18 protein-coding genes and 1 tRNA gene are annotated in these 14,109 nt (G+C 75.8%); 13 read left to right on the top strand and 6 right to left on the bottom strand.

Annotated features, from left to right (window positions below; genetic code table 11):
* The first annotated feature begins 34 nt into the window (after window positions 1-34).
* The 6 genes from DER29_RS33935 (at window position 35) to DER29_RS34645 (ending at window position 4,988) form a co-directional block, all read left to right on the top strand.
* Window positions 35-130: transfer RNA gene (locus DER29_RS33935), tRNA-Sec, on the top strand.
* 19 nt (window positions 131-149) lie between these two features.
* Window positions 150-1,454: an L-seryl-tRNA(Sec) selenium transferase gene (gene selA / locus DER29_RS17970; RefSeq protein ID WP_121398377.1), complete on the top strand. Its 1,305-nt coding sequence runs from the start codon at window positions 150-152 to the stop codon at window positions 1,452-1,454.
* 3 nt (window positions 1,455-1,457) lie between these two features.
* Window positions 1,458-3,221, top strand: a complete 1,764-nt coding sequence (selB, locus tag DER29_RS17965; protein ID WP_121398376.1) for a selenocysteine-specific translation elongation factor — start codon at window positions 1,458-1,460, stop codon at window positions 3,219-3,221.
* A gap of 40 nt (window positions 3,222-3,261) precedes the next feature.
* Window positions 3,262-3,459 carry a hypothetical protein gene (locus DER29_RS17960; RefSeq protein ID WP_089000292.1) on the top strand — a complete coding sequence of 66 codons (198 nt, stop codon included), beginning with the start codon at window positions 3,262-3,264 and terminating at the stop codon, window positions 3,457-3,459.
* A 1-nt stretch (window position 3,460) separates the two neighbouring features.
* A complete protein-coding gene (locus tag DER29_RS17955; protein WP_121398375.1) occupies window positions 3,461-4,750 on the top strand; it encodes a hemolysin family protein in 1,290 nt (429 codons plus the stop codon).
* 67 nt (window positions 4,751-4,817) lie between these two features.
* Window positions 4,818-4,988, top strand: a complete 171-nt coding sequence (locus DER29_RS34645) for a hypothetical protein (RefSeq protein WP_165947846.1) — start codon at window positions 4,818-4,820, stop codon at window positions 4,986-4,988.
* Between the two features lie 5 nt (window positions 4,989-4,993).
* Here the strand turns inward: DER29_RS34645 and DER29_RS17950 are convergent, their stop codons facing one another.
* A complete protein-coding gene (locus DER29_RS17950) occupies window positions 4,994-5,644 on the bottom strand; it encodes a hypothetical protein (protein ID WP_121398374.1) in 651 nt (216 codons plus the stop codon).
* Between the two features lie 120 nt (window positions 5,645-5,764).
* Here DER29_RS17950 and DER29_RS17945 point away from each other — a divergent pair, with 120 nt between their 5' ends.
* The gene (locus tag DER29_RS17945) at window positions 5,765-5,968 is read left to right on the top strand and encodes a hypothetical protein (RefSeq protein ID WP_121398373.1); all 204 of its coding nucleotides are present in this window, start codon (window positions 5,765-5,767) and stop codon (window positions 5,966-5,968) included.
* Here DER29_RS17945 and DER29_RS17940 read toward each other — a convergent pair.
* The 5 genes from DER29_RS17940 to DER29_RS17920 all read right to left on the bottom strand — a co-directional run bounded on the left by DER29_RS17940 (window position 5,965) and on the right by DER29_RS17920 (window position 9,043).
* Window positions 5,965-6,444 (bottom strand): hypothetical protein, encoded by a 480-nt coding sequence (locus DER29_RS17940; RefSeq protein ID WP_121398372.1) that lies wholly within the window; start codon window positions 6,442-6,444, stop codon window positions 5,965-5,967. The genes DER29_RS17945 and DER29_RS17940 overlap by 4 nt on opposite strands.
* Window positions 6,441-6,653, bottom strand: coding sequence for a phosphatidylethanolamine-binding protein (locus DER29_RS17935; protein ID WP_121398371.1), 213 nt, complete (start codon window positions 6,651-6,653; stop codon window positions 6,441-6,443). The genes DER29_RS17940 and DER29_RS17935 overlap by 4 nt, the downstream gene beginning before the upstream one ends.
* 273 nt (window positions 6,654-6,926) lie before the next feature.
* Window positions 6,927-7,274 carry a transcriptional regulator gene (locus tag DER29_RS17930; RefSeq protein ID WP_121398370.1) on the bottom strand — a complete coding sequence of 116 codons (348 nt, stop codon included), beginning with the start codon at window positions 7,272-7,274 and terminating at the stop codon, window positions 6,927-6,929.
* The gene (locus DER29_RS17925; protein WP_121398369.1) at window positions 7,271-7,966 is read right to left on the bottom strand and encodes a hypothetical protein; all 696 of its coding nucleotides are present in this window, start codon (window positions 7,964-7,966) and stop codon (window positions 7,271-7,273) included. Before DER29_RS17925 ends, DER29_RS17930 begins: the two co-directional genes overlap by 4 nt.
* Window positions 7,967-8,161: 195 nt before the next feature.
* The gene (locus tag DER29_RS17920; RefSeq protein ID WP_121398368.1) at window positions 8,162-9,043 is read right to left on the bottom strand and encodes a universal stress protein; all 882 of its coding nucleotides are present in this window, start codon (window positions 9,041-9,043) and stop codon (window positions 8,162-8,164) included.
* 119 nt (window positions 9,044-9,162) lie between these two features.
* Here DER29_RS17920 and DER29_RS17915 point away from each other — a divergent pair, with 119 nt between their 5' ends.
* The 6 genes from DER29_RS17915 to DER29_RS17890 all read left to right on the top strand — a co-directional run bounded on the left by DER29_RS17915 (window position 9,163) and on the right by DER29_RS17890 (window position 14,099).
* Complete coding sequence (locus tag DER29_RS17915; RefSeq protein ID WP_121398367.1) at window positions 9,163-9,909, top strand: SAM-dependent methyltransferase; 747 nt, start codon at window positions 9,163-9,165, stop codon at window positions 9,907-9,909.
* A 262-nt stretch (window positions 9,910-10,171) separates the two neighbouring features.
* Entirely contained in the window at window positions 10,172-11,350 is a 1,179-nt protein-coding gene (locus tag DER29_RS17910) for a PP2C family protein-serine/threonine phosphatase (RefSeq protein WP_121398366.1), read from the top strand.
* Window positions 11,351-11,403: 53 nt separating this feature from the next.
* The gene (locus tag DER29_RS17905) at window positions 11,404-11,874 is read left to right on the top strand and encodes a MarR family transcriptional regulator (RefSeq protein ID WP_121398365.1); all 471 of its coding nucleotides are present in this window, start codon (window positions 11,404-11,406) and stop codon (window positions 11,872-11,874) included.
* 313 nt (window positions 11,875-12,187) lie between these two features.
* Window positions 12,188-12,829, top strand: coding sequence for a CDP-alcohol phosphatidyltransferase family protein (locus tag DER29_RS17900; RefSeq protein ID WP_121398364.1), 642 nt, complete (start codon window positions 12,188-12,190; stop codon window positions 12,827-12,829).
* Window positions 12,826-13,770, top strand: coding sequence for a DUF881 domain-containing protein (locus DER29_RS17895; RefSeq protein ID WP_121398363.1), 945 nt, complete (start codon window positions 12,826-12,828; stop codon window positions 13,768-13,770). The genes DER29_RS17900 and DER29_RS17895 overlap by 4 nt, the downstream gene beginning before the upstream one ends.
* Entirely contained in the window at window positions 13,767-14,099 is a 333-nt protein-coding gene (locus DER29_RS17890; RefSeq protein ID WP_089000302.1) for a small basic family protein, read from the top strand. The genes DER29_RS17895 and DER29_RS17890 overlap by 4 nt, the downstream gene beginning before the upstream one ends.
* The last annotated feature ends 10 nt before the right edge of the window (window positions 14,100-14,109 follow it).

The raw sequence follows: 14,109 nt of genomic DNA, 5'->3' as shown, positions 1-14,109 counted from the left end.
GCACGCCCGCCGGGCCTGTGGTTCACTGCTGCGTGGAGGCGTTCAGGCGGCTGGTGCCCCTCCCGGTCTTCAAAACCGGTGTGGTCCGGGATCCGGGCCAGGCGGGTTCGATTCCCGTCCGTCTCCGCCATGCTGCGGAAGTGAGGACCATGGGGGACGTCGCGGCCGATCCGCGCCGGCGGGTGCCGCGCACCGACGCACTGCTCGCCGACCCCCGGCTGACCGCGGCGGCGGGCACCCTGGGACGGGAGCGGGTCAAGGCCGCCGTCCACCGCGCCCAGGAGCGCGCCCGCCGGGGCGAGATCACCCCCGAGGCGGTACGCGACGCCGCGCTGGCCGCCCTGCCCGCGCCGGCGCCCCGGGCGGTGCTCAACGCCACCGGGGTGGTGCTGCACACCAACCTGGGTCGCGCCGCGCTGTCGCCCGCCGCCGTGGCGGCGGTCGTCGCCGCCACCGGGCACACCGACGTCGAGCTGGACCTGCGCACCGGGCGGCGGGCCCGGCGCGGACGCGACGCCCTCGACGCCCTCGCGGCGGCGGTGCCCGACGCCGGCGCGGTGCACGTGGTCAACAACGGCGCCGCCGCGCTGGTGCTCGCCGCCACCGCGCTGGCCGCCGACGCCGAGATCGTCGTCAGCCGGGGCGAGCTGGTGGAGATCGGCGACGGGTTCCGCCTGCCCGACCTGCTGGAGAGCACCGGCGCCCGGCTGCGCGAGGTCGGCACCACCAACCGCAGCACGCTCGACGACTACGCCGCCGCGATCGGTCCCCGTACCGGCTTCGTGCTCAAGGTGCACCCGTCGAACTTCCAGGTCACCGGCTTCACCTCCGCCGTGCCGGTGCGGCGGCTGGCCACCCTCGGCGTCCCCGTGGTCGCCGACATCGGCTCCGGGCTGCTCGCGCCCGATCCGCTGCTGCCCGCCGAGCCGGACGCCGCCAGCACCCTGCGGGCCGGGGCGGCGCTGGTCACCGCCAGCGGCGACAAGCTGCTCGGCGGCCCGCAGGCCGGGCTGCTGCTCGGTGCCGCCGACCTCGTCGCACGGCTGCGCCGGCACCCCCTGGCCCGGGCGTTGCGGGTGGACAAGCTGACCCTCGCCGCGCTCGCCGCCACCCTCGGCGATCCGGCCACCCCCACCCGGGCCGCGCTGCACGCCGACCCGGGCGCGCTGCGGGCGCGCACCGAGCGGCTGCGCGACGCGCTCGCCGCCGACGGGTGCGAGGCGCGGGTGGTGCCCGCCGGGGCGGTCGTCGGCGGCGGTGGAGCCCCCGGCGTCGAGCTGGCCTCGTGGGCGCTCAGCCTGCCCGAGCGGTACGCGTCTCCGCTGCGCGTCGGCGACCCGCCGGTGCTGGGCCGGGTGGTACGCGGGCGGCTGCTGCTGGACCTGCGCTGCGTCCCCGCCGACGCCGACGCGGCGCTGCGCGCCGCCGTGCTGCGCGTACCCGGGGAGGGCTGAGGCGTGTTCGTGGTGGCCACCGCCGGGCACGTCGACCACGGCAAGTCGACCCTGGTCCGGGTGCTGACCGGGATGGAGCCCGACCGGTGGGCCGAGGAACGCCGCCGGGGCATGACCATCGACCTCGGCTTCGCCTGGAGCACGCTGCCCTCGGGCGGGACGGTCGCGTTCGTCGACGTGCCGGGGCACGAGCGGTTCGTGCCGAACATGCTCGCCGGCGTCGGTCCGGTGCCCGCCGCGCTGGTCGTCGTCGCCGCCGACGAGGGCTGGATGCCGCAGTCGGCCGAGCACCTGGCGGCACTGGACGCGCTCGGGGTGTCGTACGGCCTGCTGGTGGTGACCCGCGCGGACCTGGCGGATCCGGGGCCGGCGACGGCCCGCGCCCGGGCGGAGCTGGCCGCCACCTCCCTGGGCGCGGTCGACGCGGTCGCCGTCAGCGCGGTGACCGGCGCCGGCCTGCCGCAGCTGCGTGCGGCGCTGGACCGGCTGGCCGCCCGGCTGCCCGCCCCACGGGCCGACGCCCCGGTGCGGCTGTGGGTGGACCGCGCCTTCACCGTGCGCGGCGCCGGCACCGTGGTGACCGGCACCCTCGGCGCCGGCCGGCTGCGGGTGGGCGACGAGCTGGAGCTGGCCGGCAGTGCGGAGGCGGTGCGGGTCCGCGGCCTGCACTCCGTCGGCGTGGCCCGGCCCGAGGTCGACCCGGTCGCCCGGGTGGCGGTGAACCTGCGCGGCACGCCCCGAGACCGCCTGGGGCGCGGCGACGCGCTGCTGACCCCGGGCCGGTTCCACCGCACGGACCTGCTGGACGTCCGGCTGGCCGGCGACCCGACCGGGGAACTGCCGGCCACCCTCACCCTGCACATCGGCGCGGCGGCGGTGCCGGCCCGGGTCCGGCCGCTCGGCCCGGACACGGCCCGGCTGCGGCTGGCCCGGCCGCTGCCGCTGCTGGTCGGGGACCGGGCGCTGCTGCGTGACCCGGGCCGGCACCACGTCGCCGGCGGGGTGACCGTGCTGGACGTGGCGCCGCCGCCGCTGAACCGCCGGGGCGCGGCGGTGGCCCGCGCGGCCGTGCTGGCGACCGTGGACGGCCGCCCCGATCTGGCCGGCGAGCTGCGCCGGCGGCGGCTGGCCCGGGCCGCCGACCTGATCCGCACCGGCGTCGAGGTCACCGGCCGGCCGGTCGCCGGCGACTGGCTGGCCGACCCGGAGCACTGGCGCAGCCTCGGCGCCCGGCTGGTCGAGGAGGTCGCCCGGCACGCCCGGGAGCACCCGCTGGAGCCGGGGGCCCCGGTCGGGCTGCTGCGCCAGCGCCTCGACCTGCCCGAGCGGGCGCTGGTCGAGGCGCTGGTCCGGCCGCCGCTGCGGCTGCGCGCCGGTCGGGTCAGCGCGTCGGCGGTCGACGCGCTGCCGGAGGCGGTGGCCCGGGCCGTGGCCCGGGTGCGCGCCGAGTACGCCGACCGCCCGTTCCGCGCCCCCGAGGCCGAGCACCTCGCCGACCTGGGGCTGGGTCCCCGGGAGATCGGCGCCGCCGTACGGGCGGGGGCGCTGCTGCGGCTCGCCGAGAACGTGGTGCTGCTGCCCGGCGCGGCCGACGACGCCGTGCGGGTGCTGGCCGGGCTGCCCCAGCCGTTCACGCTCAGCGCCGCGCGGCGGGCGTTGGACACCACCCGCCGGGTCGCGGTGCCGCTGCTGGAGATGCTGGACCGCCGCGGCGCCACCCGGCGGCTGCCCGACGACGCGCGGGTCGTGGTGACGGCCGGGTCCTGAAGCCGCCCCGGCGGGGCCGGTGGTCGCCTAGCGTGGCGCCATGGACCCTTCCGCGGTCTGGCGGGACAGGCAGCACAAATGGCGGATCGAGGCGTACCGGGCGCCGGACCTGCGTTTCGCGATCTTCGCCACCAACGGCACCACCGAGTCCGCGCCGCTGTGGCTGTTCGGGATGTCGGCGCTGGCCCGGTGGCTGATGACGCACAAGATCTCCCTCGACGACCTGGAGGTCGACTGACATGGGGGCGCAGCTCGGTCAGCTGGCGTTGGTGGCGGTGCTGGTGCTGGTCAATGCGGCCCTGTCGGGTAGCGAGATGGCGTTGGTGACGCTGCGCGAGGGGCAGGTGCGGCAGTTGGGCCGGCGCAGCGGGTCGGGGGAGCGGCTGGCCCGGCTGGTCCGCGACCCCAACCGGTACCTGGCGACCATCCAGCTCGGCATCACCCTCGCCGGGTTCCTCGCCTCCGCCGCCGCCGCGATCTCCCTGGCCGAGCCGCTGGTGGGGCCGCTGGGCTTCCTGGGCGGGGCCGCGCGCGGCGTCGCGGTCGTCCTGGTCACCGTGCTGCTGACGTTCGTCACCCTGGTCGTCGGCGAGCTGGCCCCCAAACGGTTGGCGATGCAGCGCGCGGAACGCTGGGGGCTGGTCAGCGCCGGCCCGCTGGACCTGCTGGCCCGGCTGTCCCGGCCGGCGGTCTGGCTGCTCAGCAAGGCCACCGACGCGGTGGTGCGGCTCGCCGGCGGGGACCCGCGCGCCAGCCGGACGGAGATGACCGAGGACGAGCTGCGGGAGATCCTGGTCAGCCAGCGGGGCCTGTCCGCGCAGCAGCGGGAGATCCTCACCGGCGCGTTCGACATCGCCGGCCGCACGCTGCGGGACATCCTGGTGCCCCGGCTGGACGTGACGGTGCTCCCCGCGACGATGCCCGCCGCCGACGGGCTGCGCCGGCTCGCCGCCGCCGGCCGCTCCCGCGCCCCGGTCGTCGGGCCGGGTGGGCTCGACGAGGTGCGGGGCGTGGTGCACATCCGTGAACTCGTCGGGGCGGACGTGGCGACGGTCGCCGACCGGGCCCGTCCGCCGCTGCTGCTGCCCGGCACCCTGCCCGTCTCCGACGCGCTGCGCGAGCTGCGGCTGTGCCACCAGCAGCTGGCCCTCGTCGTCGACGAGCACGGCGGGGTCGACGGCATGATCACCTTGGAAGACCTGTTGGCGGAGGTCGTCGGGGAGCTGTACGACGAGACCGACCGGGACGTGACCGGGGTGACCCGGGAACCGGACGGCTCGCTGCTGGTGCCCGGCGACTTCCCGCTGCACGACCTGGCCGACGTCGGCGTGCGCCTGCACTTCCGGCCGTCGCGGGAGTACACGACGGTGGCCGGGCTGGTCCTGGCCGGGCTGGGGCACCTGCCGACCGGACCGGGGGAGACCGTGCACCTGCCGGGGCTGACGGTCGAGGTGGTGGAGGTGTCCGGCCGCACAATCCGCCGGGTCCGGCTGCGCGGCTTCTCCGCCGGCCCCGACCCGGTCGGGTGACGGCGGGCCGAACCACCACGAACGGCGCGGAGCCGGACGTACCGTCCGGTACGTGAAGGACCGAGGGATGCGGACGTTCGTCACCGTGCTGGCCGGGCTCGCGGTGATCTACTTCGGCACCACCGGCCGCAGCGAGGAGGACGGCCGCGGCGTGTCGGGCGGCCTCGTCGTGCTCGCGCTGCTGGCGGCGCTGCTGGTGTGGCACCTGACGAAACCGGGCGACAAGACGGCCAAGTAGGCCGGTCAGGTGGCGGCGGCGCGGGTGACCTCACCGGCGGACTCCTCGCCGAGGGCCACCCGGACCAGCGCCGAGGCGAGCCGGCCGAAGTCGGCCGGGTCGACCAGCCCGGCCAGCCGCTCCGCGGAGCCGGGCAGGCCGAGGCGTTTCGCGCCGGCCAGGGCGCGCCGGTCGGCGTACGGGCGCAGGTCGGGCCAGGCCACCTGCGCCTCGCGCAGGAAGATGTCGGCGCCGGTGGGGCCGATGCCGGGGAACTCCGTCAGCAGCCGGCGCAGCCCGGCCGGTTCACCGCCGGCGTCGCGGTGCAGCCGGCGCAGGTCGCCCCGCCAGCGGTCCAGGCACAGCCGGGCGCCGGTGCCGAGCATCGTCGAGGTCCGCTCGTCGTAGCGGCGGTAGTGGCCCCGGCCCAGCGCGTCGACCCGGTCCTGCCAGCTCGCCGCCTCCATGGCCTGCGGGGTCCGGTAGCCGGCGGCGAAGAGTTCCCGCGCGGCCGCCACGGCCACCCCCGCCCGGATCCGGGTGCTCAGCAGGGTGGCGAGCACCAGCAGCTGGTAGAGCGGGGCGGGCCGGTCGGCGAGCGTGATGCCCGCCTCCTCGGCGTACGTGCGGCCCCGCCGGTCCAGCAGGACCCGCGCCACCTTCCGGTCGTCGCCCATCCTCGGGGTGTACCCGCCCTGCGCCCGGCCACCCCTGCGAGCGTGCTTCCCGGCGGGTATGCGGCCGGGACGGGCGGGTAACCGACGTCGGACACGGTCGGACCCCGGAAGGAGAGACCAGTGGTGAACCCGCAGCAGGAGGAGTTCCGCCGCAACAACAAGGGCGCCACCAGCCAGGACAGCAAGGGCCCGCGCCCGACCGGGCACCCGCTCAACCGCGGCTCGTCCCACGGCGACGAGGGGCGGCCGGTGCCGCGGGGGCAGGTGTCCCCGTACGGCCCGGCCACCGAACCCGTCGCCGACGACGAGAGCGCCGGGGGCTAACAGCCCCGGCCCGAAGCGGGCGGCCGCAGCCGGTTCCAGGTGGCTGCGGCCGCCACGCCGTACGCGAGGTGCGGCACGAGGTCGGCCAGCCAGTCCGACCGACGCCACGTGCGCGGATCGGTCACCCCCAGCAGGGTCATGGACCCGTCGGACATCGTCATCACACCGCCGCCGAGCACCCCGGCGGCCAGCGGCAGCGGCATCCGCCGGCCCCGGGCGAGCAGGGCGTACCCGACTCCCGCGGCGACGCCGATCCCGTAGCCGAGCAGGGGCCCGAGGCCCGAGCGGCGGTTCGCCGCCCGGTCCTCGGGCCCCAGGTCCACGTGCGCCACCTGGGCCACCCGCCCGGCGCTCTCCTCCGGGGTGCTGCTCGCCGGCCGCGCCCGGAGCACCATGTCGAGGTAGCTGACCACGTTCAGGGCGGTGCTGCCGACCGCGCCGGCGATCGCCCCGTCGGCCAGGTTCGTCGCCTTCACTTCGGGTCGCCAGGTTCGCGCTCGCCCTTGGGGCCGTAGGCCCGCTCGCCGCGGACGACCCCCCGCTGCCCGCGGTCGGACTGCAGGATCCGGTTGGCCACGTCGTTGGCCTTGTCGTCCGGCACCCGCCGTCCCGAATCGTCGATCGCGTTCCGGATGCGTGCCCGCTGCTTGTCGTACGCGTTGCTGCCCGGCCGTGGTCCTGGCATCACTGCCTCCTCCGGTCGTCGTCGCCGTTGGCGTACCGCGGTCGTCTACCCGTCTGCGCGGGGACCAACCCCGCGACCGGTTCGCCGCAGCGCCCGTTCGGCGCGGCGCGCGGGGGCGCCCGGTCCGGCGTGGGCGCCCGGAGGGGGCCGACCGGAGTACGCCGGAAACCGGCAACAAGCCGGTCGAGGAATCGCGCCGGGCTGGGGATGCCCTGTCGCTGTTGATGCCGTGCGCCGGGGTGACGGGGATGGCTGGTCGGCCGACGGTCGTCGCTACTGCCCGTTGGTCGTCTCGACGCGGGCGATGAGCTGCTTGAGTCGCCCGATCTCGTTGGCGAGCGCGGTGGTGCCGGCGGCGGTGAGGGTGATCCAGGTGCGGCCGCGCCGGCCCTCGTAGCCCTTCTCGACCTCGATCAGGCCGGCCGATTCCAGCACGCTGAGGTGCTTGGAGAGGTTGCCGGCGGTCAGCTCGAGGTGGGTGCGAAGGTAGCCGAACTCGACCCGGTGGGCCTCGTGCGCGATGGTCAGGATGCCCAGCCGTGCCCGCTGGTGCACCACCTCGTCCAGCCCGGTGACCGGGTGCCCGGCATCCGGGCCCGGGGTGCCGGGCGCGGCTGTCACCGCTGCCGCCTGCGGGCCGACGTGAAGAACCCGACCGCGCCGAGCAGCAGCACCGCGCCGCTGATGGCTTGCGGCACCGCGAATCGGGCCTGAATTCCCCAGCCTGCCAGTCCCCAGCCCTCGTTCATCGGCAGCACCAGCAGCACCAGGGCCAGGTAGGCGAGGGTGAACAGCAGCAGCCCGATGTTGCGCTCGATCCGGGCCAGCACCACCAGCGCGATACCGATCATGCTCCAGGGTGAGACCAGCCGGTCCAGCACCAGCCACCAGTACGAGAGTCGCTGCATCGACTCCGGGTGGCTCGGAAAATACAGGGCCGCGGCTACCCAAGCGGTGGTGAACACGACGGTCGTCGCGGCGCCAGCGATCACGTACGGCAAGACCCGGGCACCCAGCCCGCGTGCCCGGGCAGCCCGCACATAGGAGACGGCGATCGCCGCGTAGGCGAGCAGGAGCGCCGGCGGCCAGTAGTACAGCACGCCCCGCCGGGCGAATTCGCAGCTGGTGTCGGGGTGACAGTGCACCGTCATGCCGAGCCAGTCGAACGGGATCCCGACGAACGTCACGCCGGCCAGCACAAGCAGCGCGACCCAGGTCATCCGTTGGTCGAGACGTACCCGGTGCGCCAGGGAGCGAACCTCGGACAGCAGCCGGCGGGGATCGCCGCCGGCGGATATCGACTCAGTAGTCATGCCAATAGGTTTCCACAACAAACCTGTCGGCGCCAGTGCCAGATTGGCGCTGAGACGTCACCCGGGCCGCGGCGGGCGGCTGGCCCTAGCCGCCAGTCATCCGCGGAACCAACACCAGGCAGTGCGACGCGCCCCGGCCGAGGCGCGGGCGCCGCCACGCCCCTGGGTGAATCGCCATGAGGCACGGCGCCCCGTTCAGCGTGGCGCGCGGATCACCGCGACCGGGCAGTCGGCGTGGTGCAGCAGCGACTGGCTCACCGAGCCCAGCAGCAGCCCGGTCAGCTCCCCGCGCCCCTGCCGGCCGACCACCAGCAGTTGGGCCCGCCGGGACGCCTCGGCGAGCACGGTGGTGGGGCGGCCCCGCGTGGTCTCCCGGCTGACCGGCACGTCCGGCCACCGCTGGGTGAGCCCCGCCAGCGACTCGGCGACCACCCGCTCCTCCTCGGAACGCAGCTCGGTGTCGTCGTACACCAGTGGTCGCATGTCCCCGGGGCCGGTGGAGGTCGGATGCCGGTAGGCGTGCACCGCGACCAGCGCCGCGCCGCGTACCGACGCCTCCTCCACGGCGAACTCCGCGGCGAGCCGGGCCGTCTCGGAGCCGTCCACGCCGACGACCACGGGCCCGTCGGGGTGGTCGGTGCCCCGGGCGACCAGCACGGGACAGTCGGCATACGCGGCGACCTGCACCGCGACGGACCCGACCACCAGGGCGGAGAAGCCGCCGAGCCCCCGGTCGCCGAGCACGATCATCGCGGCGGCCGGCGACTCGCCGAGCAGCACCGCGGCGGCCTCGCCGTCGATGATCTCGCCGGAGATCCGCAGCCCGGGAACCGTCGCCTCGGCCTCGTCCGTGGCGGCGGCGACAACCTGCTCCGCCTGGTGCCGCAGGCCGGCACCGGGCGGGCCGGCGGCGGGGGGGTCGACCGGCACGCGCAGCAGGGGCCAGATGAAGGCGTGCACGATCCGCAGCGGCCGGTGCCGGCGGGCGGCCTCGACGGCGGCGAGCCGCACGGCGCGCAGCGCCGAGTCCGAGCCGTCCACGCCGACGACCACCGCCGCGCCGTTCGCCGAGTTCACCGCCCACCTCCCGCCGGTTCCCGGCCAGTATCGCGGCCGGGAACCTGTCGGCGGGCCGATACCGCGCAGCCCGACCGGTGGGTACGCTGTCCACGCCCACCGGGGAGGGAGCGTCGTCGATGGTTGAGCCGGACCAGCCGAGCACCGCGCGGATGATCGACTTCTGGCTCGGCGGGGAGCACCACTACCCGGTCGACGTGGCGGCCGCCCGCGACTTCGAGCGGGCGTACGGGCCGTGCGCGCCGGTCTTCCGCGAGCTGCGCGCCTTTCTCGGCCGGGCGGTCCGGGCGATGACCGCCCGGGGGGTGGACAGCTTCCTCGTCTTCGGCGCCGGGGTGCCCACGATGGGCAACGTGCACGAGGCCGCCCCGGAGGCCACCGTTCTCTACACCGACGTCGACCCGGTCACCATCCGCCTCGGTCAGCGCCTGCTGGCCGGCAGCGACCGGGCCGGCTACGGCTACGGCGACGCCACTGACATCGGCACGGTCGACCGCGCCCAGCTGCACCGGTTCGTGCCGGGGTGGGGGAGGAGACCGGTCGGCGTGGTCTTCCTCGGTCTGGCCGCGTTCCTCGACGACGAGACGCTGGCCCGCACCCTCGACGAGCTCCACGAGGCCACCGCGCCCGGCAGCCTGCTCGCCGTCGACTTCGACACGGAGGAACTGGCCGGCTTCCCGGAGGCCCTCGCGATGATGGGCCCGGCGTTCCGGATGCGCCCGCCGGCCGCGTTCGTGCCGCTGCTGGGCCGCTGGACGCCCACCGAGGACGGCATCGTCCCGATCGCCCGGTGGCGTCCGGACGGCCCGCCGGCCCAGCTGCCGGACGCCTTCCACGGCGGGCTCGCCGTCCGCTCGCCGGCCTGACCGGCACCACCGCAGCACCCCGCCGACGCCCGAGCCCCGGCCGCTGCCGCGGCAACCGGCCGCCTCCCGAGCGCCCGGTCGCCGCCGCAGCCCTCGGTCGCCGCGCCGGCGCCGCCCGAGGCGACGTGGGGCTGCCGCACCGTGCGTCCGTGCTCACCCGGGGTGCGGCGGCCGGGCCCCTGCCGTGCGCCCGCCCGCCCGGAGGGCGGGGGAGGGGCCTCCGTATGATGCTTGCCCTACGGCAAGCTTCCGGAGGATGATCATGTTGGAGGCACCGGGCCAGGTCTCGCGTGCGCTTCGTGCGGCCCCGCCCGACCAGGTGGTGGAGGCGGCGGACCGGGCCATCCGGTCCGTCCTGGGCGCCTCGCGTACGGACGTGTTCATCGCCGACTACCGGATCACCGGGCTCTGGCCGGTGCTCGACGCGGACCTCTCCGACGGCGGCTTCCTCGCCTGTCACGACGCGGCGCAGCGCTGCTTCAGCAGCCAGCAGCCGATGACCGACGCCGACGACGAGGGCCGGTGCCGGCTCTACCTGCCGCTGTCGGTGTGGGGGGAGCGGCTGGGCGTGCTCCTGGTCGAGCTGCCCGCTCCGCCCGACCCGGACGTCGTCGAGCGGGCCGTGGACATCGCCGGTGAGTTGGCGGTCGTGCTGCGCGCGGCGGACCGGGAGACCGACCGCTACCGCCGGGTCCGCCGGCGGGAGCGGCTCAGCATGGCCGCCGAGATGCAGTGGGAACTGCTGCCGGGACGCGGCGTGAGCCACGCGGCGTTCGAGCTCGCCGGCCAGCTGGAGCCGGCGTACACGGTCGGTGGTGACCACTTCGACTGGTCCGTGGACGACGACCGGCTCACCGTGACGGTGCTCAACGGCGCCGGCATCGGGCTGGCGGCGGCGCTGCTGACCGCCGTGACCGTGAACGCGCTGCGCAACGCCCGGCGCTCCGGAGGCAGCCTCGTCGAGCAGGCCGAGTTGGCCTCCGACACGGTCTTCTACCAGCACCGCGGTCGCCGGTACGTGGCCACGCTGCTGCTCGAACTGGACACCGTCACGGGCCGGGTGCGGGCGGTGGACGCCGGATCCCCGCACCTTCTGCGGGTGCGCGGCGGCACGGTGACCCCCATCCAGCTGGAGCAGCAGCTGCCGCTGGGCATGTTCGCCGAGGCCCGCTACGACGTCCAGGAGTTCGAGCTGGAACCGGGGGACCGGCTCTTCGTGGTCAGCGACGGGGTGTGGGCCGCCGACCCCGGTGACCGCGGGGCGTACGGCGAGCGGACGATGGCGCGGGCGATGCGGTCCACGCGGCTGCAACCGCCGGCGGAAGCGGTTGGTACGGTGATGCGCGAACTGCACGCCTGGCACGCGGACGCCGACCTGCGCGACGACGCGGTCGTCGTCTGCCTGGACTGGCGCGGTTCCGCCGGGCGGGGCGACGGGTGAGAGCCGTCGTCGCACCGGCAGGACACGAGCGGGACGATCGCAGGGGACACCGGGTGGAGCGACCTCCGAATCTCGCCGCGGCGATCGACGCCGCCGCCGAGGCGCTCGTCGGTGTGCTCGACTCGGCGGCGTCCCGCCACCAGATGGCCGTCTCCCCGACGCAGCTGCGCGTGCTGTCGCTGATCAGCAGCCGGCCGGAGACCAACGTCAACGGCCTGGCCGAGTTGTTGGACGTCGTGCCGTCCTCGGCGAGCCGGCTCTGCGACCGGTTGGAGGCCACCGGGCTGCTGCGCCGGGTGCCCGATCCCCGCGACCGGCGGGAGGTGCGGCTGATGCCGACGGCAGCCGCCGAGACGCTGCTACGCGAGCTGCAGGAGCGCCGGCACCGGGCGGTGCAGGCCGTGCTGGACCGGATGCCCGGTCGGGCGCAGCACGAGCTGTGGCTGGCGTTGGTGGCCTTCGAGCGCGCGGCCACCGCCGCCCCGACCGAGTCGCCGGCGGACTCCCGGGCCCGCACCGCCTGACGGATCGTCCCCCTGGTGCACGCGCTTCCATCGCTCCACTAGTGTCCTAGGATGCTTTACGGGTGGTGACGCACCACACCCGACGGTCCCGCCGCAGGCGGGACCGGACGCCTGAGGCCGAAGGGGGCGCCGAGAGCCCGATATAGTGGCAGCGCAACCGGCCCGTGATCGTCGCGATCGCGGGCCGATGTCAGGCGAAGGTCCCGTACGGGGGGCCGCAGGGGACGCCGGCGGCAGCCGGCCCGACAGCGCCCACGTTCTCCGTGCCGCCGGTCCTCGGCCGGGCGGCGGAGCGTGTCGCGGAGGAGGTTCGGTGTCGCGTCCGCCGGCTCGGGAAGAGCACCCGGAGGCCACCGCCGGCACGAGCGGATCGGCCGTGGGCGACCGGATCCTCACGCTGCCGAACGTCATCAGCTTCGTCCGGTTGCTCGGCGTGCCGCTCTTCCTCTACCTGCTGCTCGTGGCGCACGCCGACGTCGCGGCGGTCGTGGTGCTGGCCATCGGCGGCACCACGGACTGGGTGGACGGCTGGGTTGCGCGCCGGATGCGTCAGGTCAGCCGGCTGGGGGAGCTGCTCGACCCGCTCGCCGACCGGCTCTACATCCTGGCCACGCTGCTCGGCTTCACCGCGCGCGACGTGGTGCCCTGGCAGTTCACCGCGGCGCTGCTGGCCCGGGAGCTGCTCCTGCTCGGTTCGCTGGCGGTGCTGCGTCGGCACGGGTACGGCCCGCCGCCGGTGCACTACGTGGGCAAGACCGCGACCTTCCTGTTGCTGGCCGCCTTCCCGGTCCTGCTGCTCGCCGCGGCGGTGCCGGGCGCCGCGACCGTGGCCGGGGCGGTCGGCTGGGGCCTGGCCTGGTGGGGCCTGGTGCTCTACTGGGTGGCCGGCGCGCTCTACGTCGTGCAGGCCGGCCGGCTGGTCAGGGCGGTCCGGGCGGGGGGAGCGCCGGCATGACGGGCGCGCCGGGCGACGGTCGGGGACGCGGCGACCGGGTGTACGCCCCGGACTTCCTCACCGAGCTGTTCCGCAACCCGCTGGATCCCGGGTACGCCGACGCGGCGGCCCGGCGTCGGGAGCGGCAGACGCCGTACCCGGGGTGGCGGCGCTGGTCGGCACGCTCCGTGACCCTGGTGGTGGCGCTGCTGCTGGGTTTCCTGTTCGCGGTGGCGTACCGACAGACGCTGGAGGCCGAGCCGGGGCGCAGCCAGGCCCGGTCCGGCCTGGTCGAGCAGATCAAGCAGCGGGAGACCGAGACGGACCGGTTGTCGGTGCGGGCCGACGAGCTGCGGGCGGAGGTGGCGCGGCAGCGGGCGGCGGCGCTGGGTGGTTCGGAGGCGGCGCGGTTGCACAACCTGGAGGCGGGCACCGGCCTGGGGCGGGTGCGCGGTGACGGCGTGGTGGTGCGCCTGGCGGACGCGCCGCAGAACCAGGACGCGGTGACCGGCGCGGACGTGGGGCCGTCCCGGGTGATCTACAGCGATCTGCAGGGTGTGGCCAACGACCTGTGGGCGGCGGGGGCGGAGGCGATCGCGATCAACGGTCAGCGGTTGACGGCGATGTCGACGATCCGTTCGGCGGGGCAGGCGATCCTGGTGGACTTCCGGCCGGTGACGGGGCCGTACGAGGTGTCGGCGATCGGTCCGGGGTCGATGCGGGACCGGTACGAGGACAGCCGCAGCGCGTTGACGATGCGGAAGGTGGCTGAGGACACCGGGTTGTCGTTCGGGGTGCGCGAGGCGGAGGACCTCACCCTGCCGGCGGCTCCGGACCCGCGGCTACGCTACGCGCAGCCCTCGGTGAGCCCGACGCCGTCGCCGTCGGGGGCCGACCGTTCCGTCAGTCCTGGGCCGACCGGTTCGAGGACGTCTCCCAGCCCCTCCGGAGGTGGTCGATGATCGCGGTGCTGGCGTTGCTCGCCGGTGTGGTCCTCGGGGTGTGGCTCGACCCCACGGTGCCCACGGCGTTGCAGCCGTACCTGCCGATCGCGGTGGTTGCCGCGTTGGACGCGGTGTTCGGCGGGGTGCGGGCGAAGCTCGACCGGATCTTCGACGACAAGCAGTTCGTGGTGTCGTTCATTTCGAACGTGCTGGTGGCGGGTCTGATCGTGTATCTGGGTGACCAGTTGGGGGTGGGCGGTCAGCTCTCCACCGGCGTGGTGGTCGTGCTCGGGGTGCGGATCTTCGGGAACGTGGCGGCGATCCGCCGGCACCTGTTCCGGGCGTAGGTTGGTGGCG

Origin of the sequence: Micromonospora sp. M71_S20, from assembly GCF_003664255.1 — a bacterium.
Classification (GTDB): domain Bacteria; phylum Actinomycetota; class Actinomycetes; order Mycobacteriales; family Micromonosporaceae; genus Micromonospora.
This window is presented reverse-complemented; position numbering and strand designations above follow the sequence as displayed.

Coding starts and splice junctions, on each gene's coding strand:
- DER29_RS17910 (WP_121398366.1), top strand. CDS start 10,172: ATGTTGGAGGCACCGGGCCAGGTCTCGCGTGCGCTTCGTGCGGCCCCG.
- DER29_RS17950 (WP_121398374.1), bottom strand. CDS start 5,644: ATGGGCGACGACCGGAAGGTGGCGCGGGTCCTGCTGGACCGGCGGGGC.
- DER29_RS17895 (WP_121398363.1), top strand. CDS start 12,826: ATGACGGGCGCGCCGGGCGACGGTCGGGGACGCGGCGACCGGGTGTAC.
- DER29_RS17915 (WP_121398367.1), top strand. CDS start 9,163: ATGGTTGAGCCGGACCAGCCGAGCACCGCGCGGATGATCGACTTCTGG.
- selA (WP_121398377.1), top strand. CDS start 150: ATGGGGGACGTCGCGGCCGATCCGCGCCGGCGGGTGCCGCGCACCGAC.
- DER29_RS17960 (WP_089000292.1), top strand. CDS start 3,262: ATGGACCCTTCCGCGGTCTGGCGGGACAGGCAGCACAAATGGCGGATC.
- DER29_RS17925 (WP_121398369.1), bottom strand. CDS start 7,966: ATGACTACTGAGTCGATATCCGCCGGCGGCGATCCCCGCCGGCTGCTG.
- DER29_RS34645 (WP_165947846.1), top strand. CDS start 4,818: ATGCGGACGTTCGTCACCGTGCTGGCCGGGCTCGCGGTGATCTACTTC.
- DER29_RS17890 (WP_089000302.1), top strand. CDS start 13,767: ATGATCGCGGTGCTGGCGTTGCTCGCCGGTGTGGTCCTCGGGGTGTGG.
- DER29_RS17935 (WP_121398371.1), bottom strand. CDS start 6,653: ATGCCAGGACCACGGCCGGGCAGCAACGCGTACGACAAGCAGCGGGCA.
- DER29_RS17955 (WP_121398375.1), top strand. CDS start 3,461: ATGGGGGCGCAGCTCGGTCAGCTGGCGTTGGTGGCGGTGCTGGTGCTG.